The organism is Cryptosporangium japonicum, from assembly GCF_039524755.1.
Lineage (GTDB): Bacteria > Actinomycetota > Actinomycetes > Mycobacteriales > Cryptosporangiaceae > Cryptosporangium > Cryptosporangium japonicum.
In genome coordinates this window covers 230465-254343 of sequence record NZ_BAAAGX010000018.1, presented here as the reverse complement: position 1 = coordinate 254343, position 23879 = coordinate 230465, and the positions used below count along the sequence as shown (strand labels likewise).

General features: G+C 69.3%; 18 protein-coding genes, 1 tRNA gene and 1 pseudogene. 5 read left to right on the top strand and 15 right to left on the bottom strand.

From position 1 onward, the window contains the following. Nucleotides 1-27 precede the first annotated feature (27 nt). Both ABD437_RS24450 and ABD437_RS24445 read left to right on the top strand, forming a co-directional pair. Entirely contained in the window at nt 28-1263 is a 1236-nt protein-coding gene (locus tag ABD437_RS24450) for a multidrug effflux MFS transporter (RefSeq protein ID WP_344651244.1), read from the top strand. A 111-nt stretch (nt 1264-1374) separates the two neighbouring features. Then, nucleotides 1375-1447: transfer RNA gene (locus ABD437_RS24445), tRNA-Arg, on the top strand. A gap of 1678 nt (nt 1448-3125) precedes the next feature. Here ABD437_RS24445 and ABD437_RS24440 read toward each other — a convergent pair. Both ABD437_RS24440 and ABD437_RS24435 read right to left on the bottom strand, forming a co-directional pair. Further along, entirely contained in the window at nt 3126-6575 is a 3450-nt protein-coding gene (locus tag ABD437_RS24440) for a hypothetical protein (RefSeq protein ID WP_344651243.1), read from the bottom strand. Nucleotides 6576-6666: 91 nt separating this feature from the next. Next, nucleotides 6667-7401, bottom strand: a complete 735-nt coding sequence (locus tag ABD437_RS24435) for a toll/interleukin-1 receptor domain-containing protein (protein WP_344651375.1) — start codon at nt 7399-7401, stop codon at nt 6667-6669. A 103-nt stretch (nt 7402-7504) separates the two neighbouring features. Here ABD437_RS24435 and ABD437_RS24430 point away from each other — a divergent pair. Beyond that, nucleotides 7505-7642, top strand: a pseudogene (locus ABD437_RS24430) (VOC family protein); the annotation flags it as partial. Here the strand turns inward: ABD437_RS24430 and ABD437_RS24425 are convergent. The 12 genes from ABD437_RS24425 to ABD437_RS24370 all read right to left on the bottom strand — a co-directional run bounded on the left by ABD437_RS24425 (nt 7576) and on the right by ABD437_RS24370 (nt 21605). Next, entirely contained in the window at nt 7576-8055 is a 480-nt protein-coding gene (locus ABD437_RS24425; RefSeq protein WP_344651242.1) for an EVE domain-containing protein, read from the bottom strand. The pseudogene ABD437_RS24430 and the gene ABD437_RS24425 sit on opposite strands and share 67 nt — an antisense overlap. A gap of 19 nt (nt 8056-8074) precedes the next feature. Then, on the bottom strand, nt 8075-8902 hold the full coding sequence (locus ABD437_RS24420; protein ID WP_344651241.1) for a mycofactocin-coupled SDR family oxidoreductase: 828 nt from the start codon (nt 8900-8902) through the stop codon (nt 8075-8077). After that, entirely contained in the window at nt 8899-9729 is an 831-nt protein-coding gene (locus ABD437_RS24415; protein ID WP_344651240.1) for a mycofactocin-coupled SDR family oxidoreductase, read from the bottom strand. Before ABD437_RS24415 ends, ABD437_RS24420 begins: the two co-directional genes overlap by 4 nt. Before the next feature lie 22 nt (nt 9730-9751). After that, a complete protein-coding gene (locus ABD437_RS24410; protein ID WP_344651239.1) occupies nt 9752-10450 on the bottom strand; it encodes a helix-turn-helix domain-containing protein in 699 nt (232 codons plus the stop codon). Nucleotides 10451-10492: 42 nt separating this feature from the next. Next, nucleotides 10493-11248: an SDR family NAD(P)-dependent oxidoreductase gene (locus tag ABD437_RS24405; protein WP_344651238.1), complete on the bottom strand. Its 756-nt coding sequence runs from the start codon at nt 11246-11248 to the stop codon at nt 10493-10495. Nucleotides 11249-11271: 23 nt separating this feature from the next. Then, entirely contained in the window at nt 11272-13179 is a 1908-nt protein-coding gene (locus tag ABD437_RS24400; protein WP_344651374.1) for an alpha-ketoacid dehydrogenase subunit alpha/beta, read from the bottom strand. A 32-nt stretch (nt 13180-13211) separates the two neighbouring features. Next, complete coding sequence (locus tag ABD437_RS24395; RefSeq protein WP_344651237.1) at nt 13212-14738, bottom strand: AMP-binding protein; 1527 nt, start codon at nt 14736-14738, stop codon at nt 13212-13214. A gap of 7 nt (nt 14739-14745) precedes the next feature. After that, on the bottom strand, nt 14746-15603 hold the full coding sequence (locus ABD437_RS24390) for a mycofactocin-coupled SDR family oxidoreductase (RefSeq protein ID WP_344651236.1): 858 nt from the start codon (nt 15601-15603) through the stop codon (nt 14746-14748). A gap of 5 nt (nt 15604-15608) precedes the next feature. Next, nucleotides 15609-18197 (bottom strand): ATP-binding cassette domain-containing protein, encoded by a 2589-nt coding sequence (locus ABD437_RS24385; protein ID WP_344651235.1) that lies wholly within the window; start codon nt 18195-18197, stop codon nt 15609-15611. Nucleotides 18198-18228: 31 nt separating this feature from the next. Next, complete coding sequence (locus tag ABD437_RS24380; RefSeq protein ID WP_344651234.1) at nt 18229-19506, bottom strand: substrate-binding domain-containing protein; 1278 nt, start codon at nt 19504-19506, stop codon at nt 18229-18231. A 97-nt stretch (nt 19507-19603) separates the two neighbouring features. Continuing rightward, a complete protein-coding gene (locus ABD437_RS24375) occupies nt 19604-20638 on the bottom strand; it encodes an ABC transporter permease (RefSeq protein ID WP_344651233.1) in 1035 nt (344 codons plus the stop codon). A 13-nt stretch (nt 20639-20651) separates the two neighbouring features. Beyond that, nucleotides 20652-21605: an alpha/beta hydrolase gene (locus ABD437_RS24370; RefSeq protein WP_344651232.1), complete on the bottom strand. Its 954-nt coding sequence runs from the start codon at nt 21603-21605 to the stop codon at nt 20652-20654. 366 nt (nt 21606-21971) lie between these two features. On the opposite strand from ABD437_RS24370, the gene ABD437_RS24365 reads away from it, so the two are divergent. Continuing rightward, on the top strand, nt 21972-22532 hold the full coding sequence (locus ABD437_RS24365; RefSeq protein ID WP_344651231.1) for a flavoprotein: 561 nt from the start codon (nt 21972-21974) through the stop codon (nt 22530-22532). Here the strand turns inward: ABD437_RS24365 and ABD437_RS24360 are convergent. Further along, on the bottom strand, nt 22459-23262 hold the full coding sequence (locus ABD437_RS24360; RefSeq protein WP_344651230.1) for an AraC family transcriptional regulator: 804 nt from the start codon (nt 23260-23262) through the stop codon (nt 22459-22461). The two genes, ABD437_RS24365 and ABD437_RS24360, sit on opposite strands and share 74 nt — an antisense overlap. 48 nt (nt 23263-23310) lie before the next feature. Between ABD437_RS24360 and ABD437_RS24355 the strand changes: the two genes are divergently transcribed. Continuing rightward, a complete protein-coding gene (locus ABD437_RS24355) occupies nt 23311-23862 on the top strand; it encodes a TIGR03086 family metal-binding protein (RefSeq protein ID WP_344651229.1) in 552 nt (183 codons plus the stop codon). The last annotated feature ends 17 nt before the right edge of the window (nt 23863-23879 follow it).

The window sequence follows — 23879 nt, the reverse complement described above, 5'->3', positions numbered from 1 at the left end:
AGTCATAACCTTTTGAAACGAGTGCTGATGCTGACTACCCGGGCGGAGGCGCCGCCGTCGAGAACCGCCGTGCCGGTGGCGGCCGTGCTCGTGCTGGCGCTGCTTTCGGCGATCGCGCCGCTGGCCACCGACATGTACCTGCCGGGCTTCCCGACGATGGCCGACGAACTGAGCACCGACGCCGCGAGCGTGCAGCTCACGCTGACCACGTTCATGGCCGGGCTGGCGATCGGGCAGCTGGTCATCGGCCCGCTCTCCGACCGCTGGGGCCGGCGTCGCCCGCTGCTCGTCGGCGCGGCGGTGTGCGTCCTGGCGTCGGCGTTGTGCGCGGCAGCGCCGAACGTCGGCGCGTTGATCGCCTTCCGGTTCCTGCAGGGGTTCGCCGGCGCCGCCGGCGTCGTGCTCGGCCGGGCCATCGTGGCCGACACCGTGCGTGGCGCGGCCGCGGCCCGGATCTTCTCGGTGCTGATGACGATCGGCGGCATCGCGCCCGTGGTGGCCCCGCTGATCGGCGGGGCACTGCTGGGGCCGGTGGGGTGGCGCGGCGTGTTCGTCGTGCTGACGGTGCTGGCGCTGGTGATGCTGGCCGGCTCGTTCTTCGTGCTGCGTGAGTCCCTGCCGGCCTCCGCGCGCCAGGCCGGCGGCCTGGCGGCGACGTTCCGCGGCGCACGGATCGTCCTGAGCAACCGCCAGTTCCTCGGCTACACGCTGGCGTTCGTCTTCTCGTTCGGCACGCTGTTCGGCTACATCTCGGCGTCACCGTTCGTACTCCAGACGGTGTTCGGCCTCTCGTCCGGCTGGTTCTCGGTGGCGTTCGCGGCGAACGCGCTCGGCCTCACCGGTGGCAGCTTCTTGAACGCCCGGCTGGTGGGCCGGTTCGGCGCGCGGCGTCTGCTGACGTTCGGGCTGGGCTCGATGACGCTGTGGTCTCTTCTCCTGTTCGGGTTGGCGGTCACCGGCGGCCTGCAGCGCTGGTCGGTGCTGACCCTGCTGTGGCTGACGATCCTGTCCCTCGGTTTCGTGATGGGCAACGCGACGTCGCTGGCGATAGCCCAGACCCCGTCCGCAGCCGGCACGGGTTCGGCGGTGATCGGCGCGAGCCAGTTCGCCTTGGCGGCGGTGGTCTCACCGCTGGTCGGCTTGGGAGGTGAAGGCACCGCGGTGCCGATGACCCTGGTGATGGTCGCGTCAGCACTGATCTCCCTGACGGCGTTCGCCACGCTGACCCGGCGCCCGTCACCGGCGATTGAGCGCACGTCATGAGCCGTTGACCGGATACTCGGAACGCCGGCGGCCTCCTTACCGATACGCTTGGGCTGGTTCCGGACGGCGCAGGCCGTGCGGAGCCAGGTGGTCGGCGGCGACGTCGGCCTCGCCCTCGTAGCTCAGGGGATAGAGCACCGCTCTCCTAAAGCGGGTGTCGGCAGTTCGAATCTGCCCGAGGGCACATTGGTTTACCAGGCGTTTCGCTCTTCATCGATTAGCTGTCCGCTGGTCCGTGGAATGAACGGGCTCTAAATCGCTCCATGCCCTCGAATCGCCGTCGTCGGGGAGATCCATCAAGGAACTCCCCTCCGGAAGCTTCCGCGCGGTGGTGTACGCAGGCGTCGATCCGCTGACGAAGAGGTCGCGGTATCTCCGCGCGACATGCCCGACGGACAACGAAGCCAAAGTCGCGCTGACTCGTCTCCAGCACCAGGTCGATGAGCAGCGGCATCCGAAGTCGGCGATCACCGTTCGGCGGACTCTCGAACAGTGGCTGGAGGTCGAGCGCCACGCGACTAGCACTCGGGACCGGCACAACGATCTGATCCGGATCTACTCAACCCGGTGTTCGGCGATGAGCAGGCAGGGCGGATGTCGGCCGAGACGCTCGAAAAGCTCTACGCCAAGTTGCAGAGCTGTCGGGATCTCCAGTGCACCGGGCGCCGGAGGCGGAAGGGTCACATCTGCGCGCCGCTCGCGGCCAAAACCGTGCGGAAGATCCACTTCATCCTCGGTGGCGCGTACGAGCGCACACACCGTTGGGGCTACGTCACGGTCAACGTCGCCGAGATAGCCGAGCCGCAAGCGTTCGAGCCTGGCGAGCCAGATCCGCCGTCGCCGTCGGAGGCGGCGCTGCTGATCAGTGACGCGTGGGCAAACGATCCGGGGTGGGGTCTGCTGCTCTGGCTGACGATACTGACCGGCTCCCGCCGCGGTGAGCTGTGTGGGCTGCGCTGGCGACACGTCGACTTCAAGGGGGGATCCTTACTGTCGAGCGCAGCGGTACCAAGACGAAGTCCGGAGTCGAAGACAAGAAGACCAAGACGGAACGGACACGGCGGCTGGCTATCGACGCCGAGACCGTGCAGCTGCTCACTGAGCGCCGGAATCGTAGGCGGGCCGACTGCGGCGCCTTGGGCGTAGTGCTCTCGTCTTCTCGCTGACACCGAATTCCTCATTGCCCATGAAGCCACCAACAATCTCACAGCGCTACCGGGGGACCGCCGAGCGTCTCGAATTGCGCACTACGTGCATGCACTCACCGAGGCACTACGACGCTATGGAGCTAATCGCAGCAGGCGTCGACCTCCGGACAATGGCTGGGCGCCTCGGGCATGGCGGTGGGAGTCGACCACGCTGCGGACGTGTGCGGCATTCGTGGGTGAGACCGATCGGCGCGCCGCTGCAACTATGGCCGGGCTATGCCGGCGCGAGATGTTCCGCCGGGGCCACCGGAGCCCTTACGAAAAGTATAACCCCATCGATCTAAAGAACGGCACCCTCGTTCGTTCTGCAAATCGGCTCCCCGGTTACTTATCGAGCTGCAAAACAAATTAGTCGAGACGCCAAGAAGAGCAGGGCCTGCACATTACGAGAATCTCCGCCCTTGGGCGCTAGGTTCTTACACAGTCTATCTGCGCATTTCATAAGGTTCACTATCCTCAACGACCTTCGTCCGCGGGCATCATCTCAGGCCACAAATGAGGCCACGACCGCCTGCAGTCTTCTGCCCCTGTTAAGCCACTCTCCGCACGGTCCTGTCTGCAGCGGTGAGCGGTTGGCCTTGCGTTTCGCCGAGCATGTGAAGTTTGGACCCAGCCCTCTGCACCGCCGGATGCATTGCGATCCAGCCCGTCGATTCAGCTGGCGGATTGATCGAAAAGCCCGAGCAAGATATCCGGGAAAGACCGACTGAAGGCTGTAAGCGGTAAAATGGTCCAGTTGCTGTTTAGCGTTGCGATAGCGAGGTCCCGCGCACGGTGATTTTCACCGGCTTTGGCCAGGGCGGTCGCTAAAGCGGCTAGCGCCTGGGCCCGAGAGGATGCGTCGGTGATGCGGCGAGCAACCCGCTCGGCATCTTGGGCTAGAGCCTGAGCACGGTGATGCTCGCCAGCTGCGGCTAGGTTCGTCGCCAGGGCGGCCAGAGCCTGGGCCCGGGAGGATGCGTCGGTCATACGGCGAGCAACCCGCTCGGCATCTTGGGCCGGGCCCTGGGAACGAGGATGCTGCCCGCCTCGAACTTCAGCGGTCGCTAGAGAGACCCGTTGCCGCAAGCGAGACGGTGCGTCCGTGACACTGCGGGCGACCCGCTGCTGGACCGAATCAGCATCTGGGATCGTAGGCGTCCTAAGCAACCTGGTTAGAGCCTGCGCCTGCAGGGACTTACTGCTGATGCTGCCAACGGTCTTTTCGGCGCGGTCCTGTTCACCGGCCTCAGCCAACATCGTCGCCAGCTCCGCAAGAGCATCCGCCTGAAAGGACTCGTCAGCAATCCCACCAGCGACCTGCTCGGCCCAATCGTATTCACCAGCCTGTGCCAGGGCGATTACCAACCCAGCCAAAGCCTGCGCCTGCAAAGACTCATCAGAGATGCCGCGGGCGACCCGCTCGACATCCCGGGCCACAGCCCGAGCGCGGGGGCGCTCGCCTGCTGCAACCAGGACGGGCACTAACCCAGCCAAAGCGTGCGCCTGAGGGGACTCCTTAGTAAGGCTCCGGGCAACCTGCTCGGCCCGATCGTATTCACCAACCTGGGCCAACGTCGTCGCTAAACCCGCCACAGCATCCGCCTGCAGGGACTCCTTTGTGATCATGCGGGCAACCTGGTCCGCCTTGTCGTATTTACCGGCTTGGGCCAACGTCGTCGTCAATCCGACCAGAGCATCCACCTGAAAGGACTCGTCAGCAATTCCACGAGCGACCTGCTCGGCCTGTTCGTACTCACCAGCCTGGGCCAACGTCGTCGTCAATCCGACCAGAGCATCTGCCAATAGAGACTCGTTAGCGATTCGACGGGCGACCTGCTCAGCCCGATCGTACTCACTAGCCCGGGCCAACGTCGTCGCCAGTTCCGCAAGAGCATCCGCCTGAAACGACTCGTCAGCAATTCCACGAGCGACCTGCTCGGCCTGTTCGTACTCACCAGCCTGCGCTAGGGCGGTCACCAACCCAGCCAAAGCCTGCGCCTGCAAAGACTCATTAGCGATCCGGCGGGCGACCTGCTCGGCACGATGGTACTCAGCGGCTGCGGCTAGGGCGGCCACCAACCCAGCCAAAGCCTGCGCCTGCATGGAGTCGTTGGTAATGCTGCGGGCGACCTGCTCGGCATCTTGGGCTGCCACCTGAGCGCGGTTGTACTCGCCAGCTGCAGCCAGAGTCGTCGCCAGGGCAGCCAGAGCCTGCGCCCGGAAGGATGCGTCGGTGATGCTGCGGGCGACCCGCTCGGCCCGATCGTATTCACCAGCCTGGGCCAACGTCGTCGTCAGTCCGACCGAAGCGTCCGCCAATAGGGACTCGTTAGCGATGCTGCGGGCGACCTGCTCAGCCCGATCGTATGCACCAGCCTGAGCAAGGCCAGCCACCAACCCCGCCAAAGCCTGCGCCCAGGAGTACTCGTCGGTAATGCTCCGGGCGATCCGCTCGGCATCTTGGGTCATTGCGTGAGCGCGGTGGTGTTCGCCGGCCTGTGCCAAGGCTGCGCCCAATCCACACAGCGCACGCGCCCGAAAGGAAGGGTTGACGATTCCGTCGGCTACCTGCTCGGCCCAATCGTACTCACCGGTCTGGGCTAGGGCGGCCACCAACCCAGCCAAAGCCTGACCGCGGGAATACTCGCTGGCGATTTCGTACGCGACCTGCTCGGCGCGGTCATACCGACCAGCCTTGGCCAGGGCGGCCGCTAGTCCGGCTAGTGCCTGTGCCTGGAGGGACTCGCTGGTGATGCTGCGGGCGACCTGCTCGGCCCGGTCGTGTTCGCCAGCCTGGCTCAAGGCGGCCGCTAGTCCGGCCAGAGCCTGACCACGGGAGTGCGCATTCGTGATCCGGTGGGCGACTCGCTCGGCGTCTTCGGCCAATGCCTCAGCGCGTTCACGTTTCCCGGCCTCGGCCAGGGAAGCCACCAACCCGACCAACGCCTCCGCCTGCAAGGACGCATCAGTAATGCCACGGGCGAGTTGTTCGGCTCGGTCAGGGCGTCCGAGCACGGCCCAGGCGGCAGGAAGTGCGGTGGGAATATTGCTGTTACGGTCGGCGATCTGCTGCCGATGGTAGGCCACCCTGCCCAGTGACCTCAGGTCCGGAGATGGGCTGGTCGCGATCGCGTCAAAGGCGTCGGTGATCTCGGCCAAGGCGGTTGTGTCTCCACCTGACAAGTCGAGCATTCGGTCATGCCGGGCCGGATCGGTCGCGCACCTCGTCACCCGTGCCAGGTCCCCAACCGCGAGCAGAAGGCGAAAGTAGCCGCGTAAAAGGTACTCAGGGGTGCCGACTGGCCAACCAGCAGCTTGGTAGGTATCCGCCCAGACGTACAACCAGTCCCGATATGCGGCCAGCATAATGGGTCCGTAGGATCGGATGGCTTCCTGCTGTATCTCCTCGTGACCCAGCACGTACACGCGTGGTTCTTCAGCTGGATTGAACCGACTGTCTCGGGAAGAAAAGCTTCGTCCAACCACTGTGGCCAACAGCCGTTCGACGTCCCAATCGGTGACTTGCTGCCCTGAGGCCGCGCACAGCTCAGCGAGGTCCCGGCTAGACAAACCACCTCCAGCTGCGGTCACCAACCCCAACACGTTTCGCTCCAGCACGCTACCGTCTCGCAACCGGGCAAGGTCCGCGAGCATTGTGTCCCGACTGGCCTCGGCGTGTTCGGAACGCCGCAGGAGCCAAACGATGTCCGGGCTCCGCAATGGATGCCTACCGGGCACGTCCGCGGGGACCGGGGGGTCCGGGCGGCTTGCGACCAGTACCCGTAGCCCGGCCGGCGGGTTTGCTGGTAGCAACCCCGCGATGCTGTGCGCGCCGGTGCCGGTGGTGACCCCTCTGTCCTCGTCCAGACCGTCGACTAACAACACCAACCGCTTGCCGCCCTCTTGGCAGTGCCGGGCGGCCTGTTCGAGCAAAGACCAGTACAGCCGTTCCTGGCCGGCCGGCGAGAGATATGGCGGAACCGACTGGCCTAGCAGCCCGGCCAACTGTTCGTTGATCACCTCGACGTAGGCTGCGCGATTGTCATTACTGGCGTATCGGGCAGTAATAAAGAAAGAAACCACTACTATACCAGAGGGCGGATTCAGTACGAAAGTGGACATCAACGCGGACTTTCCTGTCCATGCTCCCGCCCGCCACCACACATACGGGCCGGCTGCTGCATCAGTACAGAACGCGGTCATAGCTGCCAACTCAGCATCCCCGACCTAAAAGTGCCTGCGGCGCGATCTGGCGCACCTGGGATAGGTACTCCGACCGAGCGACCCGTCCCGCGGCTCCGCCATCGACAGTAGACACGGCGCCCTTTCCTGGCGCGATCACCGCCTCGTCAGTCTTTTCGTCCACCGTCGACCGACCTACGCCAGGCGCAGGACCGGCACCCTCGGCAGGGTGGGATTCTGAAAACGACAGCTCGTCCAGTCCGCCACCTGTATTCACTTCCGTCAATTTCTCGGCGATCCCCGGAAAGACGGGTTCGGCCAACGGCTTGATCCGCCGCGCGATAGCCCCACGTATCGCTCCTAGAAGCACCTCCTGCGCCTCGGCCTTGTCTCGACCGACTAGATCTGCGTATACAACGCCTGCAAGCAGCCCAGCCGGTTTGCAGTCCTCGACGCGAACGGGGATAAGCCTGCCGGCTAGTCCCTGAGGATCGTCGGCGAAGGCGACCAGCCACTCCGCCTCGCCGAACGGAGAATCTTCCAAATATGCGTTCGATAAAACCGCGACAGTGCGTTCAGCGAACTGCGTGGCCTGGTTCATCATCCGCTGCCAGTTTGACCCGACGACCATGTCCCATGCTTGAAGCAAGACCGTGTAATCGGCCTCCTCCAGCTGCCAAGCGATCCACTCTGCCCACCCACGGTCTGACGCCGTGTAGGACACAAAAAAGTCTCGACGGTCCCCGTTTTGACTGGCCCCCACCATGGTCACAGCCTGCCACCATCCGACAACGCCCGAGGCATCATTGACCCGAGCACTCCAGGACCCTCGGATCAGGGGACGCCGTCAGTAGCCATCCGAGTAGCTGGTGAAGCTCGCGCTCTACGGGCGGAAGGCGCTCGCGAAGGACGCCGGAGTGTCGACGGACGGGAGTGGGTCTCACCGCCTCGCGAGTGGCGTCGACGCGGGCGAGTTCAGCGACCCGGACCGGTTCGCCTGGGAGTCCAAGTAGGACCGCACCACGGCGAACTGCTCCACGGTCAAGAACGACGGGTTGGAGCCCTGGGGCTGGCGGAAGACCTCGAGGTCGGCGAGGCGGGGGTCGGCGCGGAGTTCGGACCGCGGAACCCGCGCCGGGACGGGCGCGATCGTCAGGTCCAGCGGCACGTGCCAGGCCCCGTCCTCGCCGAGGAACGGCACGTCGGCCACGCTCCCGACGCCCCACACCCCGGCGCGGGAACCGCTGGCCCAGAACACCACCGGCTGGCCGGCGCGCATGAGGTGCATCCGGTAGCCGGGGCGGACGCACCACTGCGAAACCTGGGGCTCGGCGGCGAACCGGCTGATCAGGTCGACGCGGTCCGCGTTGCCTTTCAGCACCCACGCACCCAGGTTCTCCGGCGTCACGGTCCGATCCACCCGGTGACGATAGCCGGGCTCAGCGCAGCGTCGCTCCCGCGTCCACCGGGAGCGAGATCCCGGTGACGTACCGCGCCGCGTCGGACGCGAGGAACAGCACGACCTCGCTGACGTCGCGCGAGGAGATCCAGTCGACGGGAAGCAGACCGGTCGCGCGGGACGCGGCGGCGAATTGTTCGCGAGTGGGGTGCAACGAATCCGGCACGAACAAGCGGTACATCACGTCGTTCTGGATCATGTCCGTGTCGACCTGGGTGGGGTTGACCGTGTTGACGCGGATGCCGTACGGCCCGAGTTCGGTGGCGAGCGTGCGCGCCAACCCCACGACGCCGTGCTTGGCCGCCACGTAGTGCCCCACGTTGGGGTACGACTTCAGCCCGGCCACCGAGCTGGTGAGGATCAGCGAACCGCCACGGCCACCGGCGATGACGTGCGGGATCGCCACCTTGCACGTGCGCCAGACGCCGGAGAGGTTGATGTCGATCATCTCGCGCCACGCCGCCTCGGTCAGCTCCTGCGTCGAGCCGCTGGAGAGGATGCCGGCGTTGGCCGAGACGATGTCCAGCCGCCCGAGTTCGGCGACGCCCTCGTCCACGGCCGCGCGGAGGCTCGCGGTGTCCCGGACGTCCGCGACCCGGGCGACGATCCGCCGGTCGAGCGCCTCCACCTGACGCACGGTCTCGGCCAGATCCTCCGGAGTAGCCAGCGGATAACCCACCGTATCGAGTGGAGCGCACAGGTCCACCGCGATGATGTCGGCACCCTCGGCGGCCAGCGTCACCGCGTGACTGCGGCCCTGCCCCCGGGCCGCCCCGGTGATGAACGCGACTTTCCCGGCCAGCTTCATTTCGCCAACACCCCCGCGTCGACCGGCAGTCCGATGCCGGTGATGAACCGGGCCTCGTCCGAGGAGAGGAACACCAGCGCATCGCTGACGTCGCCCGGCTCCACCCAGGGCGTCGGCAGCAACATGCCCTCCTGCGACGCGACCGCGAACCGTTCCTTCGTCGGCTCCGGATCCTCGGGGAGGAAGAGCTGGTAGATCAGCGGGTTCATGATCATCGGGGTGTCGACCTGGGTCGGGTTCAGCGCGTTCACCCGGATGTGGTGCTGCCCCAGTTCCTGCGCGAGCGTCTTGGTCAGCCCCATCAACGCGTGTTTCGCGCTGACGTAGTGCGCGATGCCGCCGAACGGTCGCATCCCGGCCACCGAGCTCGTGATCACGATGCTGCCGCCGCCGGCCGTGATCAGGTGCGGTACCGCGACCTTGCACGTGATCCAGACACCGGTCAGGTTGACGTCGATGAGGTCCTGCCACATCTGGTCGTCCATCTCCCAGGTGGGCACGCCCCCGCTGTGGATCCCGGCGTTGGCGGCGACGATGTCCAGCCGCCCGAGGCGCTCCACCGCGTCGTCCACCACTCCGGTCAGTTCGTCCAGGTCACGGACGTCCGCGACGGCGGTGACGAGCCGCCGGCCGGTCTCCTCGACCAGGCGCGCGGTCTCGGCCAGGTCGTCCTCGGTGGGCATCGGGTAGGGCACGGTGTCGACCTGACGGCAGATGTCGACGGCGATGATGTCGGCGCCCTCCCGGGCGAGCCGGACCGCGTGGCTGCGGCCCTGTCCGCGGGCGGCTCCGGTGACCAGCGCGACCTTGTTCCGGGCACGCGTCATGGCGACTCCTTACGAGAAGGAACTACAGAACAGGCGTCCCGCCCCGTCCGACGACCATCCAGAGCGACACCGAGTCGACGGCACCGGGGTTGGAGAGCCGGTGCGGCGTGGTCGACGCGAAGCTGATCGAGTCGCCGACGTTGAGCGTGTAGTGCGTGAACCCGACCTGGACGTCCAGGACGCCGGCGATCACGTATCCGTATTCGTGGCCTCGGTGGTGGATCATGTTGTCGGCCGGGCACGATTCGCCGCCCGGCGCGTAGACGACGTGCAGGAAGTCGTTGTCGGGGTCGTGGTCGGCGGTGAGCCGCCCCCATACCGCGGATCCCATCCGCAGCTCGTGGCGCCGGTCGGCCCGCTGCACCGGCGACTCCGGGTCGGTGTGCTCCGGCTCGGCGTCGAACGGACGCAGCACGCCGCGGCGGATCAACTGCAGGCGGTCACCCTCGGGCGCCGGCTGCGGCGGCGCGGCCGCCAGCTCGGGTGGCGCCTGGCCGATCGGCATCAGGTCGTCGAGCGGGACGCCCAACTCGCTGGCGATCGAGTAGAGCGTGCCGACCGAGGGCTTCGTGCGACCCAACTCGACCTGCGAGATGAAGCTCGGCGACACGTCGACCCGGCGGGCCATCTCGCGCACCGAGATCCCCGCCGCCTGCCGCGCCCGGCGCAGCTGCTGACCCACGCCCGTCAGCGGAGAGCCTCCGGCCTGTTCGCTGGTCACCCCGTTGTCCTTTCCCGATTGCCGACCCTGCTGTCGCACCCCCTACGGCAGGAGCCAGCCACCATCCACAGTAAACGCGGCGCCGTGAATGAAATCGGCGTCGTCGCTCGCGAGGAACAGCGCCATGTGCGCGATCTCTTCCGGTTTGCCCCACCGGCCCGCCGGCGTCGCGGCGATCGCGGCGTCGACGTGCGGGTTGCGGCCCTCGGTCGTCATCAGGTGCCCGGTCATCCCGGTGTGGATCGCGCCGGGGCAGATCGCGTTGACCCGGACCCCGCGCTTTCCGTAGTCGAACGCCAGCTGCTTGGTCAGGCCGAGAACCGCGTGTTTCGACGACGTGTAGGCCGCGCCACCACCACCGGCGACGAACGAGGAGATCGACGCGGTGTTGATGATGACGCCCTTGCCCTGCTCGAGCATCGGCGTCAGGGCCGCGCGCGAGAAGAGGAACGGACCGTTGATGTTGACCCCGATCACCCGGTTCCACAGCTCGTCGGTGGTCTCGTGCGCGGGAGTGTAGTCGTCGAGCACACCGGCGTTGTTGCAGAGAATGTCGACCCGCCCGAAACGCTCGACGGTCTCGGTGACCACCCGCTCGACGTCGGCCTTGCTCGACACGTCCGCGGTCTGGGCGACGCTGCGGCCGTCGTCGAGCAGCTTGACGGTCTCGGCGACCGGGTCGGTGCGCACGTCGACCGCGACGACCGTCGCGCCGTTCGCCACGAACTCCTGCGCCATCGCCCGGCCCATGCCGGATCCGGCGCCGGTGATGATCGCGATACGTCCGTCCAGCTTCATGTTCTGCTCCTCGGTGTCGTGACCTACCGGTCCGCGGTCAGGTCGCGGGCGGCGCGGATGATGTCGTTCTCGTCGGGGATCCAGGTGCGTTCGAGCGCGGGGGCGTAGGGCGCGGGTGTGGCCGGCGCACCGACCCGCCGCACCGGGGCGTCCAGCGACCAGAAGCCCTCGTTCACGGCCAGCGCGGCCAGCTCGGCGCCGACGCCGAAGTCGGTGACCGCCTCGTGCACGACGAGCAGCCGGTTGGTGCGGGCCAGCGAACGCAGCACGGTGTCGCGGTCGAGCGGGGTGATCGTGCGCAGGTCGACCACTTCGGCGTCGACGCCTTCGAGCGCCAGCTGCCGGGCGGCCGCCAGCGACGCGTGGACCATGCGTGACCAGGAGACGATCGTGAGATCGGTGCCCGGGCGCACGACCCGCGCCTCCCCCAGCGGCACCCGGTGTCCGCGTGCCGGCATCGGGCCCTTGCGTTCGTAGAGCAGCCGGTTCTCGATGAAGACGACCGGGTTGTCGTCGTCGATCGCGCTGCGCAGGAGCCCGTAGGTGTCCGCCGGGTCGCTGGGCATCACGACGGTGAGGCCGGGGAGGTGGGCCAGCAGCGCCTCGAGGCTCTGCGAGTGCTGGCTGCCCGACGAGCGGCCGGAGCCGAACTGCGTCCGGACGACCATCGGCACGGTGACCGCCCCGCCGGTCATGAACCGCAGCTTCGCGGCCTGGTTCATCAGCTGGTCGAGGCAGACCCCGAGGAAGTCCAGGTACATCAGCTCGACCACCGGGCGCAGCCCGGCCATCGCCGCTCCGACGCCGAGGCCCACGATCGCGGTCTCCGCGATCGGCGTGTCCAGCACCCGGTCCGGCCACCGCTCGGCCAGCCCGCGGGTCAGCCCGAACACGTTGCCCCCGGCGACGTCGATGCCGGCCAGGAACACCGTGGGGTCGTCGTCGAGCGCGTCGGTCAGCGCCTGCCGGATGATCCGGGAGGTCGAGACCGGTGCGGCGTCGTCGGGCTTGCCCGTCGGCGGAGACACGGTCCGGCGCGGGGCGGTCACGAACTCCCGCGCCGTCACCGGGTCCGGCTCCGGCGCGTCGACCGCGAACTTCTCCGCCGACGCGACGAGCCGCACGATCTCGTCGTCGATCTCGTCCAGCTCCGACACGACAACGCCGGACCCGAGCAACCGTTCGCGGGCCACCACCAGCGGGTCAGCGGCCGGATCCGCCGCGCCGCGGTACCGCTGGGGGTCGCCCTCGTAGTGGCCGCGCACCCGCAACGTCACCGCCTCGACCAGCCGCGGGCCGCCCCCGGACCGCACCGCGGTCAGCGCGTCGCTCATCACCGCGTCCACCGCTTCGACGTCGTTGCCGTCGACCTGCTGGAACGGCATCCCGTAGGCGACGGCACGCTGGGCGACCGGCACCGGATGCTGGTCACTGGTGCGTGAGAACTCGGAGAACCCGTTGTTCTCGCACACGTAGACGACCGGCAGCTGCCACAGCGCCGCGAGGTTGAGCGACTCGTGGAACGCTCCGGTGGACACGGCGCCGTCACCGAAGAACGCGATCGCGACGTCGCCGCGCGGCCGGAGCGCGTACGCCGCCCCGGTCGCGATCGGCAGCCCGGCCCCGACGATGCCGTTGGCGCCGAAGATGCCCAGCGCCGGGTCGGCGACGTGCATCGACCCGCCGCGCCCCCGGTTGGCGCCGGCGTCCTTGCCCATCAGCTCGGCGAACATCCGTTCCGGGGAGAGCCCTTTGGCCAGCACGTGCCCGTGCCCGCGGTGGGTGGAGGTGATGACGTCGGTGGTGCGGGCCCGGAACAGCGCGCCCACCGCGACCGCCTCCTGGCCGACCGACGTGTGGACGAAGCCGGGCACCTGACCCTGGGCGTAGAGCGCGGCGACCCGCTCCTCGGTGGTGCGGATCAGCCGCATCCGGCGGTAGGCGGTCAGCAGGTCGTCCCGGTTCACCGGCGCTCACCCCGCCCGGCGGCCAGCTCGGCGACGGCCTGGGCGCGCAGCCGGAACTTCTGGATCTTGCCGCTCGGCGTGCGTGGCAGCCCGTCGACGACGAGCACGTACTCCGGCAGTTTGTGCTTGGCGATCCGCCGTGCGAGCAGGAACTCGCTGAGCTCGGCCAGCGTCAGCGGCGCCGCGGTGACCACGAACGCGCAGGCGCGCTCGCCGAGCACGTCGTCGGGCACCCCGACCACGGCGACGTCCCGGATCGCCGGGTGGTCGAGCAGGTAGTCCTCGATCTCCCGGACGCCGATGTTCTCGCCGCCGCGCACGATGATGTCCTTGGCCCGCCCGGTGATCGTCACGCTGCCGTCCGGGCCGAGCCGGGCCAGGTCGCCGGTGCGGAACCAGCCGTCGGCGGTGAACGACGCCCGGGTGTGCTCGGGGTCGAGGTACCCGAGGCACAGCTCCGGTCCCCGGACCTCCAGCTCCCCGGCCTCGTCCAGCCGGGCCTGCGACGACCCGGTGAGCCGTCCGTCGGTCCCGAACCGCACGTCCTCCGGGTCGTCGGGCCCGCCGCAGGTCACGGTCGGCATCTCGGTCAGTCCGTAGGCGCGGGCGACGACCGCGCCGAGCACGTCGGTGGCCCGCCGCACCAGCGCCGCGGGGATGTCGGCGCCGCCGCAGGCGAACCCGGTCAGCGTCGACGTGGTGCCGCGCCGCTCGTACTCGTCGGTCAGGCCGCGCAGGAACGGGGTGGCGCCGACGCAGAACGTGGCTCGGTTCGCCTCGATCAGATCGACACCGGCCCCGGCGTCCCACTCGGCCTGGAGCAGCACCGCGCCGCCGACCAGCAGCGGCATCATCACGCCGTACACCAGGCCGGTGACGTGCCCGACCGGCGAGGGCATGTAGACCAGGTCCCGGTCGAGCGCGAACAGCCGGGCGATCGACCAGGCGTCGGCCAGCAGCGTGCGGTGGCTGTGCAGCACGCCCTTCGGTGCGCCGGTGGTGCCGGAGGTGAACATCAGGACGCAGACGTCGTCCAGGTCGGCGGCCAGCTCGGGGGCGCCGGAGCCGCGAGGAAGCGGTTCGCTCCCCCGTACCACGACCAGCGGCACGTCCGTCAGGCTCTCGACCAGCGCCGGATGGTTCACGCCCCGGTACTCCGACGGCACCACGAACGCCGCCACCGGGGTGGCAGCGAGGATGCGGTCCAGTTCCGCGCCCCGGTAGTTCACCGGAACCGGGCAGAGCACCGCGCCCAGGCCCCAGACCGCGTGCGCGACGACGACCGCTTCCCACCAGTTCGGCAACTGGACGCCGACCACGTCGCCGCGGCCGACGCCGACCGAACGCAGCCGGTCCTGGGCCCCGGCCACCGCCGCCAGCAGCGCCGCCCCGTCCAGCCGCACGTCGCCGTCGACGACGTGGAGCTGGTCGGGGTCGGTCCGGGCCAGCGCCGCGGGCGTCGACTCGGTCAGCGCGAGCGCCTCGGGCCAGCGCACCGGCGAGCTCCAGGTGGGAGTGATCATCACGAGCTCACAGCGAGCGGATCGGGTCGGGGTTGGAGCCGGGCAACACCGCGTGGCCGCCGTCGACCGGCAGCGCGACGCCGGTGATGTCCCGGGCGTCGTCGGAGGCGAGGAACAGCACCGAGCGGCTGACCGTGCGCGGGTCGAGCAGGCCGCGACCGGCCAGCGCCGACCAGCCGTACGCGTTGTGCCGCCGGTCCTCCGGTGTACCGCCCTCGTGGCCGGCCATCATGTCGTACGCGCCCGGCCAGTCGTTCATCTTGGTGTCGACGATGCCGGGGCACACCGCGTTGCAGCGGATGTTGTACGGGCCGAGTTCGATCGCGGCGTTGCGCATCAGCCCCAGCACCCCGTGCTTGGCCGCGACGTAGTGGGTCATCCCGCCGCCGGCCTCGAACCCGTTGACCGAGGAGGTCAGCACGATCGAGCCGCGCTTCTGCTCGATCATGTGCGGCACGACCGCCTTCACCGTGCGCCAGACGCCGGTCAGGTTGATGTCGAGCATCTCCTGCCACTGCGCCTCGGTGATCTCCCAGAGCCGGCCCAGCGCCCAGATGCCGGCGTTCGCCACCAGGACGTCGATCCGCCCGAACTCCGCCAGGCCCCGGGCGACGACGTCGTCCAGACCGCTGGACCGCACGTCGCACTCGGCCGCGAGCACCCGCCGGTCGAGCTGCTCGATCTCCTTCACCGTCGCCGCGAGGTCTTCGGAGGTCGCCAGCGGGTACGGCGCCGTCTCGACGTCCGCGCAGGCGTCCACCGCGATGATGTCGGCGCCGGCTTCGGCCAGCGCGAGCGCGTGCGAGCGGCCCTGTCCCCGCGCGGCTCCGGTCACCAGTGCGACCTGTCCGGTCAGATCAGCCATGTCTCCTACTTTCCGAGTCGCCGGATGTTGCGGATCGGGAGTGTCCACGCCGAGAGCCGGGCCGAGCCGACGATCAGCGCGAGCACGGTGAGGACACCGACGGCGATCAGGTAGCCGCCGGTCGGGAGGTTCACGAACGGGATGAACGTCTGCACTTCGGCGACGAACAGCGCGCCGAGCACGCAGCCGATCGCCGAGCCGCGCCCACCGGCGAGCAACGCACCGCCGATCACCGGGACCGCGATCGACAGCAGCGTGTAGCCCGAGCCGGAGCTGGGGTCGCCGACCCCGGTCTGGGCGGCCAGCGTGACGGCACCGAGCCCGGCGATCGCGCCGCCGAGCACGTATGCCCCGGCACGCAGGCGGGCCGACGGCACCCCGAGCTGGGAGGCACGCAGCGCCGAGTAGCCGACCGCACGCGACCGGAGACCACCCCGGGTGGTGTTCACGTAGACGTCGATCGCGACCGCGAGGACGACCACGACGAGGAACATCAGCGGGATGTACGCGACGCCCTGCCCCATCAGCACGGCCAGGTCGTTGTTGATCAGGCCGCCCGGCTCGGGCCGCAGGATCCGCCCGACGCCGAGGTAGACGCCGAGCGTCGCGATCGTCGCGATCACCGCGGTGATCCGCAGCCCCACGACGAGCAGCGCGTTCACCGCACCGAGCACGACGCCGGCCAGCACCGCCAACACGAACAGCACCGCCGGTGAACCGGTGGGTTGGAACGAGAGCAGGACGACGATCAGGCCCATCGTCGACCCGACCGACGCATCGATCTCGCCGACCAGCAGCACCGGCAGCTGGGCGAGCGCGGCGAGGGCGAGCGGGACGCTCAGCTGCATGATCGAACCGAGGTTGTCGATCGTGCCGAACCGGGCGTCACGCAGGGTGCCGTAGGCCGCCAGCGCGACCAGCAGCACCACGAGCAGCCCGAACGTCGCCGGCGTGAACGTGAGCTGGCGCCGGGGCCGCAGACCGGCTCGGCGGCGCGCCACGACCGCGGGTTTCTCGTCGAGTTCCCGGGCCTCGTCCGCGACCGCCGCGGCCGAGCGGGCCTCCTGCTGCTCCTTGGCCGTGGTGAACGCGTGCACGATCGCTTCCTCGGTCACCTCGTCCCCGGACAGCTCGGCGACCTGCCGTCCGCGGGCGAGCACCACCACCCGGTCGGCGAGCAGCCGCAGCTCACCGGCGTCGCTCGAGGTGAAGACGACCGCGGTGCCCCGATCGGCGACCTCGACCAGCGAGCGGTAGATGTCGAAGCGGGCCCGCACGTCGACGCCTTCGGTGGGCTCCTCGATCAGCAGCACCTTCGGGTCACGGGCCACCATGCGCCCGATCGCCACCTTCTGCTGGTTGCCGCCGGAGAGCGTGCCGACCGGCTGTTCGATCGAGGAGCGCGCGAGGTCGTACCGGTCGGCGAGCGTTTCGGCCTCGGCCACCTCCGGACGACGACGGAGCCAGCGCCACCAGCGGCCGGACGTCGCGGCCGACGCCAGCGCGTAGTTCTCGCGGATCGACAGCAGGCTGGACAGCGACTCCGACCGCCGGTCCGAGCTGACGAACACGGTGCCGGCGTCGACGGCGGACTCGGCACCGCGCAGCGTGGCGCCGTCGACGACCACCTCGCCCGCGTCGACGCCGTCGCCGGCCAGGGCCCGGATCAGCTCGGCCTGACCGTTGCCGGCCGCGCCGCCGATGCCCACGATCTCGCCGCGGCGCACGGTCAGGTCGATCGGGCCGCAGCGCGACGCCCGCATCGCGGTGGCACGCAGCGCCGTGTCCGCGTCGGCCGGGGCCGCGCCCGTCCGGCGGGTGAACGCGGCCACCTCCCGTCCCGCCATGTGCCGGACCAACTGCTCGGTGGTGGCGCCCGCGGTGGGCACCGCGGCGACCAGCACCCCGTCACGCAGCACCGTGACGTGCGAGGTGACGGCCAGCACCTCGTGCAGGCGGTGGGTCACGAAGACGACGCACGCGCCGGAGTCCGCGAGGTCACGCATCCGGGCGAGCACCCACTCCACGCCGCGCTCGTCGAGCGTCGAGGTGGACTCGTCGAAGAGCACGACGTCGGGCCGGCGCGCCAGCACCGCGGCGATCTCGACCAGCCGCTTCTCGTTGTTGGGCAGGTCGCCGACGCGGGTGTCCTCCTCGACGTCGGTGAGCCGGGCGGCGTCGAGGAGCTGCCGGTGCCAGGAGCCGTCGGGAGCGGACGGCCGCAGCGCCGGCTCGACGATCACGTCGAGGTTCTGCGCGACGGTGAGCTCGTCGATGAGCGAGCCGTCCTGGTAGACGCACGCGATCCGGGCGGCCGACCGGTGGTGGCCGGAGGGGTCGGCGACCGGAGCGCCGTCGACGGTCACCCGGCCCGCGTCGGCGCGGTGCATGCCGGCCACCAGCTTGACGAACGTCGACTTGCCGGAGCCGTTCTCGCCGATCAGCCCGTGCACGACCCCGCGGGCGAACGTCGCCGACATGTCGTTCAGCGCGGTCGTCGACCCGAACGTCTTGGTGAGGCCCTCGGCGGTCAGACCGGTGCCGGTAGCGCCGCCGACGAGCGTGGACGTGCTCGTACTCTCCACGGACCGCATCCCCGCTCCTTCCTCTGGTTTTCCGACCGGCTCAGGCCGCGCCGAGGACCTGGGTCAGCAGCGCGTCGGGCATCAGCGTCGGGCCGGGGGCGTTGGCCGGCTGGTCGGCCAGGTAGTCGCCCTTCTTGGCCGGCACGAACGGCAGCGGGAACATCAACATCGGCGGGACGTCCTTGCCCTGCAGGTGATTCATCAGCGCCGCGAGCGCGATCGCACCCTCGAAGTTGATGCTGCTGGAGTAGGCGAGCTGCCACTCGTTCGGCGTGCCGAGGTCCTTCTCCCACATCTGCAGCAGCGAGTTGTCGGAGGTCCAGGTGACCTGGGCCGGCACTTTCTGCTTGGCCTGCTGGTAGGTCTGGACGATGTTGACGGTCTGCTTCGCGTAGTCGTAGAGGACCGCGTCGACCTTCTTGCCGGTGGAGATCAGCGCGGTCGTCGCCGAGACGGCGCCGCCCTCGGTCCAGCTGGTGTTGGACCGGTTGACGACCTGGATGTCCGGCGCGTTCTTCTTGAACCAGCTCTCCGCGCAGGCCTGCCAGCCGGCACCCTGCGGGTTGCCCGGCGTGCCGGTGAAGAACGCGACGTTGCCGGTGTTCTTCAGCATCGTGGCCGTGGTCTGCGCCATCTGGTTGCCGTCGTCGCAGAAGTCCGACGCCACCTGGGAGACGACCGCCTTGGTGGCGTCCTTGCCGGGGATGCCGCCGTACGCCACGACCGGGATGCCCTTGTTCGTGGCCTGCTGGTAGGCGGCGGTCATGGCCGGCCCGAAGTCGTCGTAGGTGACGATGCCGGTGACCTTCCGCGCGATCAGCGTCTGGAGGTTGGCCTGCATCGTCTGCAGGTTGCCGTCGGCCTGCAGGTAGATGACCGTGCCGATGTTCGGGTAGGACGTCGCCTGCACGGTGATCTGGGCCCTGGTGATGCGCCGCCACAGGTCGGAGCCGGCGCCGTCGAGGATCGCCAGCGTCTGCTCGCCCTTGCCGATCGTGCAGGTCGGCTTGTCCAGGCACGCCGCGGCGGCCTTGATCTGGTCGTCCGAGTAGTCGCGTCCGGCCTCTTCCAGGCCCTGCACGATGGTGGGGTCGAGGTCGGCGGCCTTGACGTCGTCGGTCAGGAACGCTTTTTTCAGGATCGCGTCGCGCTGGGCGTCGCTGAGCTCCAGGGGTGCGGCGGCGTACTCGGAGGAGTCGCCCTTGGCGTCGGTGGTGCCGCTGGTGGATGACGTGCAGCCGCTCAGCGCGACCGCGGCGGCGACTGCTGTGAGGCCGGCCAGCATCCGTAACCGGGGACGTCTCGGTGTTGAGCCCACGATGTCCTCTTCTCTCCAGACGAGTCAGTGCGGATCTGGGTGGTCCCGGCGGATTTCGGGCAGCGCGGAACCACGGGGGGTTTCGAAGGGGGTTGGGTCAGACGTTCGTGCGGCGCCGGCGGAGCAGCGCCCGGAGTGCGCCGATCGACGTGGCGAGCATCGCGAGGACGAGCACGGCGCCCTGGATCACGCCCTGCGTGCCCGCGGCGGCACCGGTGGCGGCCACGTCCTGGTTGATGAGGGAGAGGAACAGGGCGCCGGCCATCGTGGCGCCGGGGTGCAGCCGCCCGCCGGACAGTGCCGCTCCGCCGAGCACGACGACGACGATCGTGGACAGCTGGTAGACGTCCCCCAGCGACAGCGTCGGGGTGCCGATGCTGCCGACCAGGAAGACCCCCGCGACGCTGTAGAGCAACGACGCGAGCACGTACGTCGCGGCGCGGTAGCGCCGAACCGCGATGCCCTGGTAACGCCCGGCCTCCGGGCTGGTGCTCGCCGCGGTCAGCCGCCGGCCGACCGCCGTGTAGCTGAGCACGACGCTGGCCAGCGCGACCAGGACGACGGCGGCGAGCAGGAGGTAGCTGATGCCCCGGCCGAACGTGCTGCCGGTGAAGCTGCGCCAGTCCGGGGGAACCGCGAGCCGGTTCGCGCCCCCGCCGTACCAGATGTTCGCCAGACCGGCCATGATCTGGCCGGTGGCCAGCGTCGACACCAGCGGGCTCAGCGCCAGGTACTCGACCAGGACACCGTTGACCACGCCGCAGATCAGGCCGGCGGCGAGCGAATAGACCAGGGCCAGCGGGACCGAGCCGCCCGCCGAACCCGCTTCCATCACGAAGATGACGCCGACGACGGTGACGACCGACGACACGCTCAGGTCGATGCCGCCGGTGCCGATCACGAGTGACTGCCCCAGCGAGGCGATGATCAGCACCCCGAGCAGCGGCGTCATCGTGGCCAGGCCACCGAAGCCGATGCTGCTGGGGTACAGGGCCACGCTGACCACCAGCATGAGCAGCGCGACCAGCCACGGCACCCCCACCGGCGCACCGCGCCACCGCAGGTCGGCCCAGGTTCGCTTGGACGAGGCCGGTGGCTGCGTGGCGGTTCGTTCGCTCAACTGACCCGTCATCGCGTGCTCCGGCTCAGGCGTACTTGACGATCTGGTTGGCGACCGTCGGCAGCTCTTTGAGGTGCCGGTCGAACCAGGAGCCCGCGGCCTTGGCGGCGTAGTCGAGCGCGGTGACGTTGCTGTAGAGCGTCATGTGGTCGGTGGCCGGCAGCACCACGAGTTCCTTCTTGGAGCTCGGGATCGCCTTGAACGCGGCGATCTCCTGGTCCCACATCGTGATGTCGTCCTGGTCGGCGACGATCATCATCACCGGCTTGTCGAGCAGGCGCGGCGCGAACGTCGCGGCGTTGTACTCCATCAGCAGCTCGAGCGACTCGACCGTGTTGCGGTGCTCGTGCCGCGGCGCCTGGGTGGCCTTCAGCTCGTTGAACACGGCGAGCACGTCGTTGTCGGGCCAGACCGAGAACGCGTCGTCAGGGTTGGTGGGCACACCGGACATCGCCATGTACCCGTGCTCGCCGGTCTCGGTGCGCTTGGCCCGGTCCTCGGCGACGAACGCCTTGAGTTTGCGGAACCGGTCGGTGCCGTGCATCCGCCACATGGTCTGGTAGCCGTCGATCACCGGGACGTTGGAGACCACGCACTTCACCCGGGGGTCGATGGCGCCGACGATCAGCACGTGACCGCCGCTGTAGGAGATGCCCCAGATCCCGATCCGGTCGGCGTCCAGCTCGGGCTGGCCGGCCGCGAACGTGATCGCGTTCTTGTAGTCCTCGATCTGGTCCCACGGGTCGATGTGCTGGCGGGGCTGACCCTCGCTGGCACCCATCCGGCGGTAGTCGAAGATCAGCGCGGCGAACCCACGGCGGACGAAGTCCGCGGCGTACTGCGGCTGGCGTAACTCCTTGACGTAGCACCAGCCACCGGCCATGACGACGACCGGGAACGGCCCTTCGCCCTCCGGCAGGAGCAGGTCTCCCCGCACGGTCTCGCCGCCACTGACGAACTCGATCTCACGCGAAGGCACAGCGGACCTCCAAGTCAGCTCACGCACGAGCGACTCTCGGTCCAACCGGACCGGCCGCATCGTCGCGTCGGTGGATGGGGCAGCTCGACCTCCGGGCCGGTGTACTGCCTCGATGGCGGAAAAGTAGCCCGCGTCACACCGGAGTGTCAAGCAGTGGTTCACAACTGTGTACCCGAGCTGTCGTACCGAGTGAGAGCATCGGGCCTGGCAAGCGTCAAGGATTCGGCGGCACCGGACCGATCAAGAGTCCACCTGCGGTAACGCTGCGTCGAACACGTATGGGGGCGCACCGGACAGGCGATGGCTATGTGTGCACCGCTACTTCACAGTGCACAAGAGACTCCCCGGCGTACTAGCGTCCACGGAGTGAGTGAGTATCTGGCGCTCGTCGCGTGCGGCGCTCCGCTGGCGGCCCGCGTGCACGAGGTCGCCGCGGCCGCGCAGCGCCACGGCTGGGTGGTCCGTGTCGTCGCGACGGCGAGCGCGATGAACTGGGTGGACGCCGAGCGCGTCGAGGACATCACCGGGCACGCTCCGCTCGTCGAACAGCGGCGGCCCGGCGAGCCGAAACGGTTCCCCACCCCCGGGCACGTCGTCGTGTGCCCGGCGACGTTCAACTCGATCAACAAGCTGGCCACCGGCATCATGGACAACTACGCGGCCGGTCTGGTGTGCGAGGCGCTGGCCAGCGGGACGCCGCTCACGATCGTGCCGACGGTCGGCGACGCGCTCTGGGGGCACCCGGCGTTGGCACCCCACCTGGCCCGGTTGACGAGCGCCGGGGTGCGGTTCGTCGACCCCGGCAGCGGGCGCGTCGGCGATCCGCGGCCCACCGGCGGCGACGTCGACGCGTTCAACCCCGAGTGGGCGATCCCGACGGGTACCGCAGCGCGTACCGACCGGGTGGCTCGCCCAGGACCGCGGTGAAGTCCCGGCCGAGGTGCGCCTGGTCGGCGTAGCCCAGCTCGGCGGCGAGCGCGGCCCAGTCGACGTCGGCGCCGGACTCCAGCCGCGACGTCGCCTCGGCGAGGCGGTAGCGGCGGATGCACCACTTCGGCCCGAGGCCCACGTGCTCGGCGAACAGGCGCTGGAGGGACCGCACGCCAACGTCCAGGCGCGCGGCCAGCGCCTCGACCCTGGTCAACGCCGGTTCCGACGCGATCAGCTCGACCGCGTCACGAGCCGCGGTGGCCGCCGTGGTCAGTACCGGCCCGCGGGCCAGCAGGAGGCTCTCGACGGCGGGCGGCGGCGACACCGCGTCCCGGTCGAAGATCGACGCCACCACCGACGGCTCGACGTCCCGGCCGAAGATCGACGCCGCCGTCACCGACCGCCCGGCCAGTGACGAGACCGGGCCGTCGAGGAACGGACGGAACGCCCCCGGGCGGAACGCCACGCCGAACACCTGCCCGGCGTCGGCCAGCGAACGATGGGAGAACCGGCGGTCCGGCCCACGCACCATCCCCGCCTCCCCGTCGACGAACGACAGGTGCACGTTCACGCGCGGCGGCAACAACTGCCGGAACGGCTCCTGCCCGCGCAGATCCCACCGCACCGCCCAGTAGTGCTCGACGAACGGCGCGAGCTCCGCCGACGGCGATCCGTACCAATGGGTCTGGAAATCGGCCCACCGGCCGCGTTGACCGCGCTCGTCCACGTCGTCAGCGTCGCATTTTTTCAAGACGCCGTTCGTAGCGTGGAACGCATGCACATGTTGATCACCCAGGCCGTGGAGCCGACGCGGACCGTCGTCCGCACCATCCGGGACGAGCAGCTCGGCGCGCCGACGCCGTGCCGCGAGTTCGACGTCCTGGCGCTGCTGAACCACCTGCTGCAGTGGGCGCCCGCGCTGATCGGGGCCGCGCGGAAGGTGGAGACCGCCCCGGTCGAACCCCCGGCGGACTGGCGCCGGGAGCTCGACGCACGCTTCGACGAGCTGGTCGCCGGATGGAGCACACCGGAAGCCTGGGAGGGCACGACCCGGATGGGCGGCCCGACGGATTTCCCGGCGCCGATGATCGGCGGGATGGTGCTCACCGAGCTGGTGGTGCACGGCTGGGACCTGGCCAGGGCGACCGGGCAGTCACCGACCTGGCCGGACGAGGTGCTGCGTCCCCTCGTGTCGGAGGCGCAGGGGATGGCCGAGCAGGGGCGGCAGCTGGGGATCTTCGGCCCCGAGGTGCCGGTACCGGCCGACGCGCCGCCCCTGATGCGGATCCTCGGCCTCAGTGGCCGCGACCCCGGTTGGCGCCCCTAGCCGTGGTTGCTCGCCGC